General features: G+C 54.3%; 11 protein-coding genes and 1 pseudogene. 3 read left to right on the top strand and 9 right to left on the bottom strand.

Features of this window, described 5'->3' with window-relative positions:
- Positions 1–31: 31 nt before the first annotated feature.
- Genes HG264_RS00975 through HG264_RS00960 form a run of 4 tightly spaced genes read right to left on the bottom strand, consistent with a single transcriptional unit; the run spans position 32 to position 6,240 of the window.
- Entirely contained in the window at positions 32–388 is a 357-nt protein-coding gene (locus HG264_RS00975) for a copper-binding protein (RefSeq protein WP_169405908.1), read from the bottom strand.
- Positions 385–3,540: an efflux RND transporter permease subunit gene (locus HG264_RS00970; protein ID WP_169405907.1), complete on the bottom strand. Its 3,156-nt coding sequence runs from the start codon at positions 3,538–3,540 to the stop codon at positions 385–387. The genes HG264_RS00975 and HG264_RS00970 overlap by 4 nt, the downstream gene beginning before the upstream one ends.
- Complete coding sequence (locus HG264_RS00965) at positions 3,530–4,990, bottom strand: efflux RND transporter periplasmic adaptor subunit (protein WP_169405906.1); 1,461 nt, start codon at positions 4,988–4,990, stop codon at positions 3,530–3,532. Before HG264_RS00965 ends, HG264_RS00970 begins: the two co-directional genes overlap by 11 nt.
- Positions 4,987–6,240: a TolC family protein gene (locus HG264_RS00960; protein WP_169405905.1), complete on the bottom strand. Its 1,254-nt coding sequence runs from the start codon at positions 6,238–6,240 to the stop codon at positions 4,987–4,989. Before HG264_RS00960 ends, HG264_RS00965 begins: the two co-directional genes overlap by 4 nt.
- Before the next feature lie 343 nt (positions 6,241–6,583).
- Between HG264_RS00960 and HG264_RS00955 the strand changes: the two genes are divergently transcribed.
- Positions 6,584–6,991 carry a hypothetical protein gene (locus HG264_RS00955; RefSeq protein WP_169405904.1) on the top strand — a complete coding sequence of 136 codons (408 nt, stop codon included), beginning with the start codon at positions 6,584–6,586 and terminating at the stop codon, positions 6,989–6,991.
- On the opposite strand, the gene HG264_RS00950 is transcribed toward HG264_RS00955, so the two are convergent.
- Entirely contained in the window at positions 6,981–7,808 is an 828-nt protein-coding gene (locus tag HG264_RS00950; RefSeq protein ID WP_372240252.1) for a cation transporter, read from the bottom strand. The genes HG264_RS00955 and HG264_RS00950 overlap by 11 nt on opposite strands.
- A 166-nt stretch (positions 7,809–7,974) precedes the next feature.
- Between HG264_RS00950 and cadR the strand changes: the two genes are divergently transcribed.
- Complete coding sequence (gene cadR / locus HG264_RS00945; protein ID WP_169405902.1) at positions 7,975–8,397, top strand: Cd(II)/Pb(II)-responsive transcriptional regulator; 423 nt, start codon at positions 7,975–7,977, stop codon at positions 8,395–8,397.
- A gap of 39 nt (positions 8,398–8,436) precedes the next feature.
- Here the strand turns inward: cadR and HG264_RS18745 are convergent.
- Positions 8,437–8,671, bottom strand: a pseudogene (locus tag HG264_RS18745) (hypothetical protein); the annotation flags it as partial.
- Positions 8,672–9,014: 343 nt separating this feature from the next.
- On the opposite strand from HG264_RS18745, the gene HG264_RS00940 reads away from it, so the two are divergent.
- Positions 9,015–10,343: an OprD family porin gene (locus tag HG264_RS00940; RefSeq protein ID WP_169405901.1), complete on the top strand. Its 1,329-nt coding sequence runs from the start codon at positions 9,015–9,017 to the stop codon at positions 10,341–10,343.
- A 40-nt stretch (positions 10,344–10,383) separates the two neighbouring features.
- On the opposite strand, the gene HG264_RS00935 is transcribed toward HG264_RS00940, so the two are convergent.
- The 3 genes from HG264_RS00935 to HG264_RS00925 form a co-directional block, all read right to left on the bottom strand.
- Positions 10,384–11,286, bottom strand: a complete 903-nt coding sequence (locus tag HG264_RS00935) for a cation diffusion facilitator family transporter (RefSeq protein ID WP_197674232.1) — start codon at positions 11,284–11,286, stop codon at positions 10,384–10,386.
- A 232-nt stretch (positions 11,287–11,518) separates the two neighbouring features.
- Positions 11,519–11,860 (bottom strand): P-II family nitrogen regulator, encoded by a 342-nt coding sequence (locus HG264_RS00930; RefSeq protein ID WP_090271440.1) that lies wholly within the window; start codon positions 11,858–11,860, stop codon positions 11,519–11,521.
- A gap of 14 nt (positions 11,861–11,874) precedes the next feature.
- A complete protein-coding gene (locus HG264_RS00925) occupies positions 11,875–14,976 on the bottom strand; it encodes an efflux RND transporter permease subunit (protein ID WP_169405900.1) in 3,102 nt (1,033 codons plus the stop codon).
- Positions 14,977–14,988 lie beyond the last annotated feature (12 nt).

Below are 14,988 nucleotides of genomic sequence, written 5' to 3'. Positions count from 1 at the left end.
CCGCACCAGCTGGCGGTAGCCATCGGCATGGTTACAATTGCTTAAGCGAAGTGATGGATGAACTCATGCCTTTCGAGGTGAATTCGAACTCAATCTCGTCACCTTCATTGAGCTGCTCAAGCTGGTCGGCCGTAGCTTTGAAGCCCATCGTCATGGGTGGCCAGTCAAGCGCCGGCACGGCCCTGTGTGCGATGGTCACGGTTCCTTTTTCCTGATTGATCTTGCGAACAGTTCCAGTTGCCTTGGCTGTCTTCGTTGTCGTATCGTTTTGCTCCATTTTCATATCACCCATGGGCATGCTCTGCTTCATTTCCATACCCTTCATCTCATCGGCGAAGGCTGCCGGAGTCAGTGCCAGGCTAAGAATGAGTGCCAGTTTCGTTTTCATTGTGAATCTCCAGTTTGTGGTTTGGCTTGCTCAATGGATCGGCGCCTCATCAAGAGATAAGCAGCCGGGAGTACAAACAGGGACAGAAGAGGTGCGGTGATCATGCCGCCAACCATTGGCGCGGCTATACGGCTCATGATTTCACTACCGGTGCCACTGCCGAGCAGGATTGGCAGCAGACCAGCAATGATGACCGCCACAGTCATGGCCTTGGGCCGAACTCGCTGCACGGCGCCCTCACGGATCGCTTCCAGTAGAGCTGGTTTATCCGTACGTCCCGCACCCTGACGCTCGGTCCAGGCATTGGTCAGGTACAGCAGCATGATGACGCCGAACTCGGCCGACACCCCTGCCAGCGCAATGAAGCCGACACCGGTAGCTATCGAAAGGTTGTAATCAAGCAGGTACAGGAACCAGACACCGCCGGTCAGGGCGAACGGGAGTGTTGCCATGATCAACAAGGCTTCGCTGAACCTGTTGAAAATCAGATAAAGCAGCACAAAAATGATCAACAGGGTGGCCGGTACGACCAGTTTCAGTTTGGCGTTGGCGCGCTCCATGAACTCGAACTGCCCCGAGTAGCTGATGCTCATGCCCGATTCAAGCGTCACCTCCTCGTCAATCCTTGTACGCAGATCATCCACCACCGCCGCCATATCCCGGTCGCGCACGTCAACGTATACCCAGCCGGTGAGTCGGGCATTTTCGCTTTTGAGCATCGGCGGGCCATCCGTCACCTTGACTTGCGCCACGGTGCCCAAGGTGATCTGACTTCCCTGCGGGGTGTAGATCGGCAGATCACGTAAATCGCTCAGCGAATCACGCCATTCGCGCGGATAACGCAGGCTGATTGGATAACGGGCCAGCCCCTCGACGGTTTCGCCGATATTGGCACCGCCGACCGCACCAGCCACGATGGACTGCACATCAGCTATGTTCAGCCCATACCGCGCAGCTGCGGCTCGATCAATGTCGACATCAATATAGCGTCCGCCGGTGATGCGGTCGGCGACAGCTGAGCTCACGCCCGGGACCGTCTTGGCGACGCGCTCAACGGATTGGGTCACCTTGTCAATCTGGGCCAGGTCCGCGCCGTATACCTTGACCCCGATCGGGCTTTTGATCCCGGTGGCCAGCATATCCATGCGGTTCCGAATGGGTGGGATCCAGAGATTGGCCAGTCCTGGAACTTTCACCGCCTGGTCCAGCTCTTTTACCAATTTTTCCGGCGTCATGCCTGGTCTCCATTGGTCTTTCGGCTTGAACTGGATGGTTGTCTCGAACATGGTCAAAGGCGCGGGATCGGTTGCGGTATCGGCACGACCTGCCTTACCAAAGACCCGCTTCACTTCCGGAACGGTTTTGATCATGCGATCAGTTTGTTGCAGAAGCTCTGACGCTTTCTGAACCGACAGACCCGGTAGCGCAGTCGGCATATAGAGCAGGTCGCCTTCATCCATTGACGGCAAAAACTCTCCACCCAAGCGAGAGATCGGCCAGAGGGCTGTAAGGAAAACGACTATAGCGACTGCTATGGTGACCTTCGGCCAACGGAGCACTGCTTCAAGGGCTGGCTGGTACGCCCGGATAAGTCCACGGTTGATGGGATTACGATGTTCATCAGGTATTTTCCCACGGATCCAGTACCCCATCAGCACCGGGACCAGGGTGACCGAGAGCCCTGCGGCTGCAGCCATGGCATAGGTTTTAGTGAATGCCAGCGGGCCAAACAATCGCCCTTCCTGAGCTTCCAGCGTGAACACCGGAATGAATGACAACGTAATGATAAGCAAGCTGAAGAACAAAGCCGGACCAACTTCGATCGCGGCATCGGTTATTACTTTCCAGTGCTCGGCGCCCTCAAGCTTCTTGTTGAGATTGTTCTTATGCCACGCTTCGATGTGTTTATGCGCGTTTTCAATCATTACGATAGCGGCGTCGACCATGGCGCCGATTGCGATCGCAATGCCACCCAAGGACATGATGTTAGCGTTGACGCCTTGTCGTTGCATGATGATAAAAGCGATCAATATACCGACCGGCAACGACACGATCGCTACCAACGATGAACGTAAATGCCAGAGGAACAAGGCACACACCAGCCCCACTACGATGAACTCTTCCAGCAGCTTATAACTAAGGTTCTTTACGGCGCTATCAATCAGCTCGCTGCGATCATAAGTGGTGATCACTTCGACCCCATCGGGCAAACTTTTCTTGAGATCTTCCAGTTTGGCCTGCACGGCGGTAATGGTTTCACGGGCATTTTTTCCGCTGCGCAGAATCACTACACCGCCCACCACTTCGCCTTCGCCGTCCAGTTCGGCAATCCCACGGCGCATTTCCGGGCCAAGCTGAATATGCGCGACGTCACCGAGTGTTACCGGCACACCATTCGTATCCAAGCGCAGTGGAATAGCGCGAAAGTCCTTTAACGAAGCGAGATAACCCGAAGCGCGGACCATAAATTCGCTTTCTCCGAGCTCTAGTACGCTCCCGCCTGTTTCTTGGTTGGCCCCGTCGATAGCCTGTATGATTTGCTGCTGCGTTATCTGACGGTTAGCCATGCGCACGGGGTCGAGCATCACCTGGTACTGCTTGACCATCCCCCCGATCGCCGCTACCTCGGCCACGTTTGGGAGAGTCTTGAGTTCATAGCGCAGGAACCAGTCTTGCAACGAGCGCAGCTGGGCTAGATCGTGCTGGCCGGTACGATCAACCAAGGCATACTGATAAACCCAGCCTGCTCCGGTGGCATCCGGGCCAAGTGCTGGAGCGGCTCCGTCGGGCAAGCGACTTTGAACCTGGCTGAGGTACTCAAGGACCCGAGAGCGCGCCCAGTAAAGGTCAGTCCCGTCCTCGAAGAGCACATAAACGTAGCTGTCGCCAAAGAATGAATAGCCCCGCACGGTCTTCGCCCCAGGTACCGATAGCATGGTTGTCGCCAGCGGGTAGGTGACCTGATTTTCAACGATCTGTGGGGCTTGACCGGCATAGGGCGTGCGGATGATGACCTGAACGTCGGACAGATCAGGCAAAGCATCAACGGCTGTGTTTTGTATTGACCATATGCCCCAGGCAACTGAAAACAGCGTGCCAAGCAATACCAGAAATCGGTTGGTTACCGACCATCGAATGATGTTAGTGATCATGGCCGCCCCCGAGTTGTTCGATCTGCTCAATAAGAAGGCCTTCGTCGCTTTCGCTAACGCCCACCCGGACGCGATCTCCTTCGGTAAGTCCTTCGAGCAAGGATTTGTCTGCGGCAGGGAACGCCATCGTCATGCCGGGCATGTTCAGTGTCTTGAACGGACCGTGGGACAAGCCGACCATATCGTCTTCCAGGCTCACGATGGTGCCCTCGGCCTCGTGTAAGGCTGCTTCTGTGGTTTGCGTCGATTGATCCTGCTGGGCAATCAACCCCCGCAGGCTAGCTTCAGAGTCAAGCAAGAATTGCCCTGAGGCCACCACTCGCTGGCCTTCTTCCAAACCGGCCAACACCTCTGTTTTGTCTTCGGTCTCACGGCCGACTCGAACCTCTACCGGGCGGAACTTGCCCTCACCTTCAGCGAGCATGACAAGCGTGCGCCGACCGGTTCGAATCAGTGCTTCGGTGGGCACAACCAGCGCCTCATCTCTATCGCGGCTCAGCGTGACGTCTGCGGTCATTCCGGGGCGTAGGCGCTGATCAGGATTGGGTAGTTCGATCCGAACCCGTACCGTTCGGCTATCCAGATTGGCTTGGGGCAATATTGCCTCAATGGAACCCTCCAGGCTGTCGCCCGGGTAGGCGGGTAGCCTGGCTTCGATGGTTTGACCAACGTGTAGGTTGGCCACCTGTGCTTCAGGTACGGCAACTTCCAGCCAGACGTTTTCCAGTCCGTTGATGCGGGCAAGGGACGCGCCGGCAGGCAGCGTCATCCCTTCGCGGACGTCAAGGGAACGGAGTACGCCACTGATGGGACTCGTTATAGTCCAGGTTGACCTGGCTTTGCCGCTGCGCTCGAGTTGCGCAATAACGTCAGACGGAACACCAGCGAGGCGAAGACGGTGGCGAGCGGCAGCGACCAGCTGCGGTTCGTTTATGCTGCGCAAAGCAAGATATTCTTCCTGCGCAGCTGCCCACTCCGGTACGAAGAGATCGGCCAATGGCGCATTTTTCGCTATCACGTCTTCCGGCGCTCGATCGTAGACCTTCTCGACGAAGCCACCGCTGCGAGCCTGCACAATGGCGACGTCACGTTCATCGAAAGCCAGAGTACCAACCGCCTCGACGGTCTGACTGATAGGTTCGCGTGTGACTGAGGTGATCCGCATTCCTAAGTTCTGCATGACCGAGGGGTCGATGGTCATCGATGCGCCATCGCCCCCTTCGTCGGCATAACGCGGCAGAAGCTCCATATCCATGAAAGGAGAAGGGCCAGGTGCGTCAAAGCGCTGTTGCGGATACATCGGATCGTACCAATAAAGAACTTCTCGCTCGTTCTGCTCGGCAGACTGAGCTCCGGCGTTGGTTGCCATTAGAGCTAGCCCGGCTAGTCCTGTATTCAGCAGCATGGGTAGGCTAATCAGCAGAGCCAGTCGCTTGATTCGAAATGTCATGGCTGGATGTCTCCATAGGCGAAATGTAAGCGGGCGTTGGTCAGAGAGCGGTCACGGGCGAGATCCACACGGCGCAAGCGCATTTCGACAAGCTCCTGCCGTGCATCAATAACGGAGATGAGCTCACCATTTCCGGACCGGTAATCCGCCATGGCCAGACGCACCTTTTCTTCAGCGAGCGGAAGCAGTGTTTCATCGAATCGAGAAAGCGCTCGATTGAGCCGTTGCAGCTCTGCGGCATCGGCTGCAAGCTCTTGGTTATACAGGCGCAGCCTTGCTTGCCGCTCGGCCTCCAGCTCCGCCAGACGGGCGCGCTCAGCGGCGATTTTCGGTTCTTGTCTGGAACCTGCGAACACCGGCAGATCGAAGCTGACACTGAGACTGACCATGTCGCCGAACCCGCCCCCCCTATGTTGATAATCCACGCCCCACCCCCAGTCGGGCCTTTTATCCGAAATGGCTTCGGCAATCTTCGCCTCAGCGCGGTCACTCAAAGGATCGAAGGCCAACAGCTCGGGGTGGCGGTCAAGATTGTGCCGGTATTGATCGAGATCACCCCGCCACACTGGCCAGCTTCCCTCCAGCGGCACGCTAGCAGCCTCGCCAATCCAGCGCTGCAGCTCCGCACGGGCAACAGCTTCGTTGCGCACCAGCACATCTTCTTGCTCGGCCAAAAGAGCCGCTTCCTGCTTTGGTAGAACGCTATCGCTCGCCATTCCGCGAGCACCAGCGATTCTTGCTTTAACGGCCTGAGATAAGAGACGATTTTCTGCATAGAGCTGGTCAAAAATGCTCAGCTTTTGCTCCGCTGCCAACGTGGCAATCCAAGCCTCAGCTGTCAGCTGACGAACCTTAAGGCGTTCGATTTTTTGCTGGGCATGCGCCAATGCCACAGTTGCTTCAGCGGTTTCTACGCGTGCCCGTCGCTTGGCCCGGTTAGGAACCTCTTGCATAACGCCGATCATTTGCATGGTCATGGGCTCAGCGCCCAATCGCAGGCTGGATTCACCTTCGACAGGGAGGCTCTGGAGACCAAGCTTCAACTTTGGGTCCGGTAGCTCACCCGCCGGGGCCACCGAACTTTGAGCGGCTTGAAGGTTTGCATTGCGCGCGGCCAATGAAGGGGCTTCCCGCTCAGCCAGACTGATGGCTTCTTCCAGAGTGAGCGCTGCCGAGGTACTGGGCACAGCCAAAAGGCCGAGCGACAAGGCAGCTGCGTAGAAACGCACCCCGAGGATTCGGTAATTCATATCTTCGATTCCGTTGATGTTCTAGCGCACGCCATCGGCATGCCTTAACCGCCCACCCCAAGGGGTCAGGCGAAACTAGGGGACACGAGCGAAATCAGCTACGGGGAGGATGCCAGACAATGTCAGGTGCGCGAGTCGGAACCTGGCCAGGAAGAGAGACAGAGGGGCGTGGGCTGAGCGCAGGCACAGTGACCTTGCCGAGCGCGAGATGAAACAGACTACTGGTTTTGCATTCCTGTCCGTTTGCGCAGACTGAGGCGGCGTCTTGTGCACAACAGTCATGTGCAGAGGTGGCCATTTCGGACGCGACGGTGGTAAAAGCAAGGCTGGACTGGTTCATGGCATGATGCGTGTCGGACGTCATGGTTTGCGCCGTCCCGGTGAAGGGAAGCGCAAGCAGCACGACAAAAACAAGAAACAAGTTCCGACACGTGATCATAGATTTATGGCTAGTAGCATGCGAAGAAGACGTAACAAATCCCCGTTCTACATATTCTCCGGTAAGTTGATACAGCTTAGATTATCAGACCTTGCTGACAGAAAAGTGAGCCTAAAATTACTTTTATGTCAGTTTCGGAAGCTGGACGACAGGGTTGCAGCTATAGGCAAGATCGCCGTAAACGTCACGCTTGTGCTGATCGCCCCGGTGTTATCAAACGCGGCAGTGCCGTTGCCACGCAGTACCTTCGTACCGTTTTCCGCGACAACTCAGCGGATAATCGTTTTATTTGCAGCTAACATCACGCCTTGAGCGCCAGAATGCGCCGGGCACCGTTGAGTACGATAAGACCCACGATCGTGCCAATAATCAGATCCGGATAGCTGGAGCCCGTCCAGGCGACCAATGCACCTGCGGTGATGACGCCCAGATTGATCAGCACGTCATTGGCTGAAAATATCCAGCTGGCTTTCATATGCACGCCGCCCTCACGATGCTTGAATATCAGCAACAGGCAAACGGTGTTAGCGATTAATGCAATGAAGCCAACGATCATCATGACCAGGGACTCAGGTTCACTGCCAAACAGGAAACGGCGCCCCACCTCCATCAACACGCCAAGGGCCAAGACCAATTGGAGCACGCCAGCAACATGAGCGGCGCGTGTTTGCAACCGCAAACTGCGGCCTACGGCATAGAGAGCAAGACCATAGACGGCTGCGTCGGCAAACATGTCCAGCGAGTCAGCAATCAGCCCAGCAGACTGGGCGATCAAGCCTACGGTCATTTCGGCTAGGAACATGATCGCATTGATGCCGAGCAACCAGCGCAGAGTGCCAGACTCTTGAGTGTCCGAGGTTGCAGAGGATATGGCAGCAGTGACCGCCCCTGAGTCGGCAGTGCTTGTTTTCTGAAGAGATGCGCCCAACCCCAGGGTCCTCAGTTTTGCCGTTATGGGCTCGACCTCCCCATCGTGCACGACCGTCAACCGTCGATTCGACAAATCAAAGGAGAGCGCTCGAATATTATGAAAACTATTCAGCGCCAAGCGGATCATTCGTTCTTCCGATGGGCAGTCCATCTTCGGCACGGCAAAGACGCTAACTGACGCATCGCCGGACACCAGCATATCGGGGCCATTTGCAGGCGTCGCCTCACAACCACATGAGTCACCACGATCTTTTCCCACAGTACGCCTCCAGTTGGATCAGAAATAGAATTGTGATAGTTAAAACTATGTAGTGGCTATAAGGTCAAGGGAGCTGGATTACCGGTTGAGATTTGGAGTAAGCACGATGCGTATTGGTCAGTTAGCAGAGGCAGCAGGTATCGCCACCCAAACGATTCGGTTTTATGAACGACAGGGCCTGCTTGACCCGCCAAGCCGACAGGACAACGGTTATCGTATCTATACCGAGCGACATGCCAAACGGCTCGCTTTCATTCGTCGCTGCCGAATCCTGAACCTATCACTGGCAGAGATTCATGACCTCCAAAGCTATCAGGCCGATCCTCACCAGCCTTGTGCAGCGGTGAACACGATGCTCGATGACCACATTGGTTACGTGCGATCGCAGATAACTGTGCTACATGAACTTGAGAGGCAGCTTGTTGCATTGAGAGGGCGTTGCTCGGATAAGCGCGAAGCAACCGATTGTGGGATCTTGGCGGGAATCAATGAAGGAAGCGATCCGGATGACAGTTGTCAACGTAGCTAAAGCAGATAGGATTGATTATTTAGTCGATATATTATTGTTTTATATAGGTTTATCAAAATCGTCCTGCACGTTGACATAGAGAACGGTATGGGAAAAGAGCCGGTCAATCCGTACACACTGCAGGCGCAGCGCATTTGAACGCGATCGGGGCCGAACTCGAGCTCATCGCTAGCGCTGCAATCATGGGCGACAGTAATAAAACCGTGAACGGGGTGAGATCATCCGCTGCGATAGAAATGCAGAGGCCGTTATATAACAAGAAGGCGAAAATCAGGAAATCCGGCGTGATATTCTCGGACCACGGCAGACGCTGGAGCGGTACGGCAGGGTTGTGAAGAATCCTAGCGAAAGCGGAGTGAATGAAAACACCTCTTCATCCAGACAAGACTCCATCCGTTGGCTCGGCGGGCGTAGCGACTGATCATCAGCTTTTGTCTGCTCAAACGCGAATCAACATCGGCCACTCCGCGCATCCATAACCATCACAGTCAGGTTAAAGAGTCCTACCACGCCTCGTCATATTACAAAATTGTAATGCTGGTGCAATCTACCCGCAATTCTGAGAGGAATACGATAAAACGTTCGTTCCAAAAAGCCTCCTAAAAGAAGAAAATCATATGAATAAAAACATCAGTCGCACGTTGATTGCCTCGTCAATACTGTTTGCCGCTCACTCCGGAGCTGTATCAGCACAAGAACATATTGCATCTGGCTTCGTAGATGGAAGCAACCTATCGGTACTGAACCGAAATTTCTATTTTAATCGAGACGACCGTCATGGTCAGTTCAGTCCGAAAGGGACAGGATATTCTGAAGCATGGGCACACGGCATCACGGTTAACTTCGAGTCAGGTTATACCGAAGGGACAGTTGGTTTTGGTTTGGATGCTTTCGCGATGTTGGGTTTGAAACTCGATACTGGCGACGGACGAAACGGCGGACGCAGCACCTTTGACGTACTTCCTGTCGACTCCCAGGGCAAAGCCGAAGACGAATACACAAAGATCGGGGCGGTAGCTAAGCTGCGCGCCTTTGACACAGTAATCAAGATAGGTGACGTTTTTCCGGCTAACCCTGTTGTCCACTACGGAGATTCACGGCTACTTCCTGAAAGTTTCAGGGGCGTTACACTGGCCAACACACATGTTGAAGGATTGACCGTACAAGGCGGTCGACTCACTGGCATGAGCCAGCCAACCAGCAGCAGTATGCATGATGATTTCGCAACATTTTATGCAGGCGCGGTCGACTCTCCATGGGTGGCTTATTTCGGAGGGGATTATATCCTCAATCCCGAATTAGGGTTCAGCCTATATACAAGCCGCCTTAAAGACGCCTGGGATCAAACGTATGTTGGTATTTCCGGTGAGCTGCCAATGTCCGAACGAATTTCGCTGTTTGGTGGCATAAATTATTACGATGCCCGCGACGAGGGCAAGAAGCTACTCGGAGAGTTTAGCAACCAGATATGGAGTGCTAGAGTCGGAATTGCGACCGGTGCCCACAGCATCGCGGTGTCCCACCAGCGCAACCATGGAGATGACGATTTCGATTATCTGCGGCAATCCGATGCAATCTTTCTCGATAACGCATCTCAGTATAATGATTTCAACGCACCAAAAGAGCAGTCGTGGATGTTTCGTTATGATCTGGACATGACTGAGTATGGCGTGCCGGGACTTTCATTCATGACCCGTTATGCCAAAGGAAGCGAGGCCGACTATTCAAATGCTAACGCGGTCTATATGAGACGGGATGCGGACGGGGACCCGCTTACTGACCAGAAGCGTTGGGAGAGAGACATCGAAGCCAAGTACATAGTGCAGTCCGGAAAACTCCATGGCCTGTCTTTTAGGGTGCGCCAGGCTACTGCACGTGCAACCGCTTTTGAATCGGATCTAGATGAAGTCAGGATTATTATAGAATACCCGCTTGATATTATCTGATCTGAAACTTGATATGGGCGCCCAAGGGGCGCATTTCATTTCAATGGCCAATCGTTTTCGCGTCGCCACATTCTCCCGATGAAGATTCCACATCTAACGTAACATGATGAATGGAAAAGGTATCTTTGAGCATTTTCTTGAGATCATTCTTGATGTCCTCACTTCGGCTCATCAGCTGGTCCTCAATCACAACGTGGGCCTCGAGTGATGTCCGGTGTTCATCTATGAGCCAGATGTGCAGGTGATGAACGCCACACACCCCTGAAACGGCCAACGACCTTGATATAACCTCCTGGGGATCTATATCTTTTGGTGTGGCAGACATGAGTATGCGTATGGCGCCGCCTATTTCTGTAAATGCTTGCCACAATATATACCCAGCTATCATTAGCGTTATCAGAGGATCTATAAATACCCAGTCGTACAGAATAATCAAAGTACCTGCGATGATGACTCCAACGGACCCCAATGCATCTGACACGTTGTGTAAAAACGCCGCCCGAATATTAATACTGGACTTTGATAATGAATAGGTCAGCATGGCCGTTATCGTGTCAACCATTAAAGCGACAGCTGCGACAATGACAACAGTCCACCCCTGAACAGGCTGCGGTTCGATAAAGCGAAAGATCGCTTCGTAAACCAGGTACAGGCCGATCACGATCAAGGTGGTGTAGTTTATAAGCGCTGCAATCAACTCTGCTCGAACATATCCGAACGTCCACTCTTCGTTGGCTGGACGCCGAGCTATCCTTCTGGCGATATAGGCGATAGCCATCGAGATCGCGTCGCTCAGGTTGTGTATCGCATCGGCAACCAGTGAGAGGCTCCCTGACAATATTCCCCCCGCTATCTGCACCACGGTTAGGATAAGATTGACGGCTACGGCCCACCAAACGCGTTTATCACCAGCCTGTTCGTTATGTAGATGTTGATGTCCCACGTTGCCTCCTGTCGCTAGTGAAATCACAGTTTGTATCGGGTGATGCACCCTGCCATTTTGCCGTGGCGATCCCGACGTTATGTCGTAGCCCCTTCGACTGCCTTGTGCTTGCGATCGTTTCGATTGAGTAGTGAACACAACATGGGCAAAACGAACAACGTTAGAAGCGCCTCCCGACGAAGCCGGGAGCGCTACTCCAAAAGCCACGAACTTCATCAACGCGGCTCGTTTATCAGACGACAGTGCTATCCTCGACACCATCCTCGATCCGAATTGCCCGTCTGACATCGCTGACGAAAATGCGCCCATCACCCCGTAGCCCGGTATGGGCCACGTCTTTCAGTACCTGAACCACCTCGTCCACGTACTGGTTATGACACACCACCTCGATTTTTACGTGCTTGACGAAATCCGCCGTGCCGTCAATCGGGTTGGCCGCGCTGGTATGGGCCTTGCTCCGCCCAAAACCACGCACCTCGGAGACACTCATACCGCTGATACCGCTCACCCGGTGCAACGCCAGGGTCACTGCTTCGAGCTTGTGGTTCTTGATATAGGCTTTGATCTCTTGCATGGAGTTATCTCCTTTCAACGGGTTTCGCCGATATCAGCTGGTTTATCAGCGAACCATTGATAAAGAGCGGGAATAACCAACAGGGTAAGAATCGTAGCTGTGACCAGTCCGCCGACCACGACGGTGGCCAGAGGCCGTTGCACTTCGCTGCCGGCGCCGCTGGCGAACAAGAGCGGAAACAGCCCAAGCGCCGTTGTCACAGCAGTCATGATCACCGCTCGCAGACGTGCACACGCCGCCCGGACACTGGCTTCAGCAACGGAAACGCCATCTCTGACCAACTCATTGAGATAGCTGACAAGCACCAGACCGTTTTCCAATGCGATACCAAAAAGCGCGATGAAACCAATTGACGCAGGTACTGACAAGCTCTGCCCCGTCAACCACAAGCCAACGATACCGCCCACCAGAGCCAACGGGATGTTGAGCATGATCAGTAAAGCGTTACGCAGCGAACCAAAGTTTGCGTAAAGCATTATGAACACCAGCGCCAGGGTAATCGGTACCACGATCATCAGACGCTTGTTGGCCTGTTGCTGAAGCTCGAACTGACCACCCCACTTGAGAAAATACCCCGGCGGCAGGTCGACCTGTTCAGCAATAGCAGCATCGGCTTCGGCAACAAAGGAGCCGATGTCCCGATCACGCACGTTCGTTTGAATGGTGATGAAACGCTGATTGTTTTCTCGGGTGATTTGCCGTGGCCCGACAACTTCTTCGATACTTGCCAGCTCCTCCAAGGGTATCCGCTGGCCGGAGGCGTTTTCGAGAATCAGCTGCCGAATGACTTCCGTCTCGTTTCGCGCCCCCTTTTTCAGACGCACATATATATCGAAACGACGAATACCCTCGAACACCTGTCCCGCTTCGCTACCACCGACCGCGACGCTCAACGTATCGTGAATATCACTCACATTGAGTCCGTAGCGGGCGATCGCAGCCCGGTCCAGCGTAATGCGCAGTTGCGGTGTGCCACCGATCTGATCGCGTTGAACATCCTGCGCTCCAGGCACTGTGCCCATCACCTGTTCGATCTCTTGTGCTTTTTCAACAAGCACATCAAGGTCATCACCAAAGAGCTTGGCTGCAAGTTCGGCCTTGGTCCCCGTCAGCAATTCATCCACAGCAGCGGCAATTGGTTGTGTGAAGTTGAACTTGGCGCCGGGGAAATCTTCAAATCTCTTGCTCATTGCGGCATAAAGACCGTCCAATGTATCCGCGCTCACCCACTCCTCCTGTGGCTTGAGAGCAACGAATATCTCGGCGTTGTTTACCGGATCGGCGTGTGCGCCAACTTCACCCCGGCCAATACGCGAGACTACCTGCGTTACCTCCGGAAAATCTTCCATCAGTTGCCGTTCAAAAACAGTGATAGTGGTTTTGGCTTTCTCCAACGAGATAGAAGGCGCCATGGTGGCGCGAATCAACAGGTCGCCCTCATTCAGACGCGGCACAAATTCCGAGCCCAGACGCGGCGCTACTGCAGCGCCCACCGCCAGAACGACGACCGCCAGCGCCAACGCGATCCAGCGGCGAGCAACCATTGCCTCTACCAGTGGTTTATAACCTTTGAGCAGAAAGCTGATGATGTCCTTGCGTGGCTTGTCCTCACGAACCTTGGGGCTCCTCATCAGGAGCGAAGCGGCTACTGGTGCGATTACTAGCGCGAAGATCAGCGATCCAAACATCGCCACCGCCACCGTGTAAGCCAGCGGTTTGAATGTCGCACCTTCCACGCCCTGTAAGGTGAATAGCGGCAGGAACACGACAATGATAATGCTGATCGCAAACAGGATCGGTCTTGCGACCGACTGACAGGCGCGCATCACGATATGCAGACGCGACTCATCAGGCCTAGCTTCGCGCAACATGCGATCAACGTTTTCAACCACCACAACCGCGCCATCCACCATCATACCGATAGCGATGGCAAGCCCACCCAGCGACATCAGGTTGGCGGATATTCCGAAAATTTTCATCGCAAGAAAGGTAAAGCCGACCGAAAATGGAATGGAGAGCGCCACCACCAGGCTTGGCCTGAGACCACCCATAAAAGCCAGCAGAACCAGGGCTACTAGAATGATGCCCTGCAACAGAGCATTGATCACCGTGGTTACGGCCGCTTTCACGAGCGTAGCCTGGTCATAATACGGCTGCACCTCGATGCCTTCAGGCAGGTTATCGTTGATTGTCGCCAACTCCTGCTTTACCGCATCGATAACGTTGGAGGTGTTGCTGCCGATCAGCTTCAACACCATGCCGACAACCACCTCGCCGTTGCCATCCTTGGTAGTCAGTCCGCGGCGAATTTCTCCGCCAATGTCCAGATCACCAAGTTGGTGCAAATAAACGGGAGTCCCGTCGATGGTCTTCACCACAATGTTGCGAAGAGACTCGAGATCTGTGGCAAGACCCACCGACCGCACAATGTATTCTTCGTCATTCTTGACGATGAACTGGGCGCCGGCATTGGCGTTGTTGGCTTCAATACGCTCCTTGATTTCCGGCAAACTGACGTCGTAGCGAAGCAGCGCGTTCGGATCGACATTCACATGAAACTGTTTCACTTCGCCGCCAATCGAAAGAACTTCGGTTACGCCCTTGACGGTCTGCAAATTGAACTTAACGATCCAGTCCTGAATCTCACGCAGCTCGGTAGTGCTGTATTGACCGCTGGTGTCCTCGAGTACATAAAACAGTATCTGCCCAAGCCCTGTAGTAATAGGCCCCATGACCGGCTCGCCAAAACCGGTGGGAATCGACTCCCGAGCGACCTGAAGCCTCTCGCCCACCAATTGCCGGGCGAAATAGATATCAGTCCCATCCTCAAAATAGATATTGACAACTGACAGCCCAAAGTTGGAAATCGAACGCACATGGTCGAGTTCTGGCAGACCATTCATTGCACTTTCAATCGGATAGGTGACGTATTTTTCCACTTCTTCGGGTGCCAACCCCTCGGTTTCCACGAACACCTGGACCAATGCCGGCGAAATATCCGGGTAGGCGTCCACCGGCAGGGTGCGATAAGCGAAGTAACCGCCAACAAGTGTCGCCAGAGCTAACACGACCACCAGCAGCCGGTTATCCAGCGCAAAACGGATGATGCTTTGCATACTGTTCTCCTG

Origin of the sequence: Pseudomonas sp. gcc21, from assembly GCF_012844345.1 — a bacterium.
Classification (GTDB): Bacteria; Pseudomonadota; Gammaproteobacteria; order Pseudomonadales; family Pseudomonadaceae; genus Halopseudomonas.
Note: the sequence above shows the minus strand (reverse complement) of the source record. Positions and strands in the feature narration are given on the sequence as shown.

Excerpts from the sequence above, each read along its gene's own strand:
- HG264_RS00975 (WP_169405908.1), bottom strand. The coding sequence starts at position 388 with ATGAAAACGAAACTGGCACTCATTCTTAGCCTGGCACTGACTCCGGCA.
- HG264_RS00965 (WP_169405906.1), bottom strand. The coding sequence starts at position 4,990 with ATGACATTTCGAATCAAGCGACTGGCTCTGCTGATTAGCCTACCCATG.
- HG264_RS00940 (WP_169405901.1), top strand. The coding sequence starts at position 9,015 with ATGAATAAAAACATCAGTCGCACGTTGATTGCCTCGTCAATACTGTTT.
- HG264_RS00960 (WP_169405905.1), bottom strand. The coding sequence starts at position 6,240 with ATGAATTACCGAATCCTCGGGGTGCGTTTCTACGCAGCTGCCTTGTCG.
- HG264_RS00930 (WP_090271440.1), bottom strand. The coding sequence starts at position 11,860 with ATGCAAGAGATCAAAGCCTATATCAAGAACCACAAGCTCGAAGCAGTG.
- HG264_RS00970 (WP_169405907.1), bottom strand. The coding sequence starts at position 3,540 with ATGATCACTAACATCATTCGATGGTCGGTAACCAACCGATTTCTGGTA.
- HG264_RS00950 (WP_372240252.1), bottom strand. The coding sequence starts at position 7,808 with ATGCTGGTGTCCGGCGATGCGTCAGTTAGCGTCTTTGCCGTGCCGAAG.
- HG264_RS00955 (WP_169405904.1), top strand. The coding sequence starts at position 6,584 with ATGATGCGTGTCGGACGTCATGGTTTGCGCCGTCCCGGTGAAGGGAAG.
- cadR (WP_169405902.1), top strand. The coding sequence starts at position 7,975 with ATGCGTATTGGTCAGTTAGCAGAGGCAGCAGGTATCGCCACCCAAACG.
- HG264_RS00925 (WP_169405900.1), bottom strand. The coding sequence starts at position 14,976 with ATGCAAAGCATCATCCGTTTTGCGCTGGATAACCGGCTGCTGGTGGTC.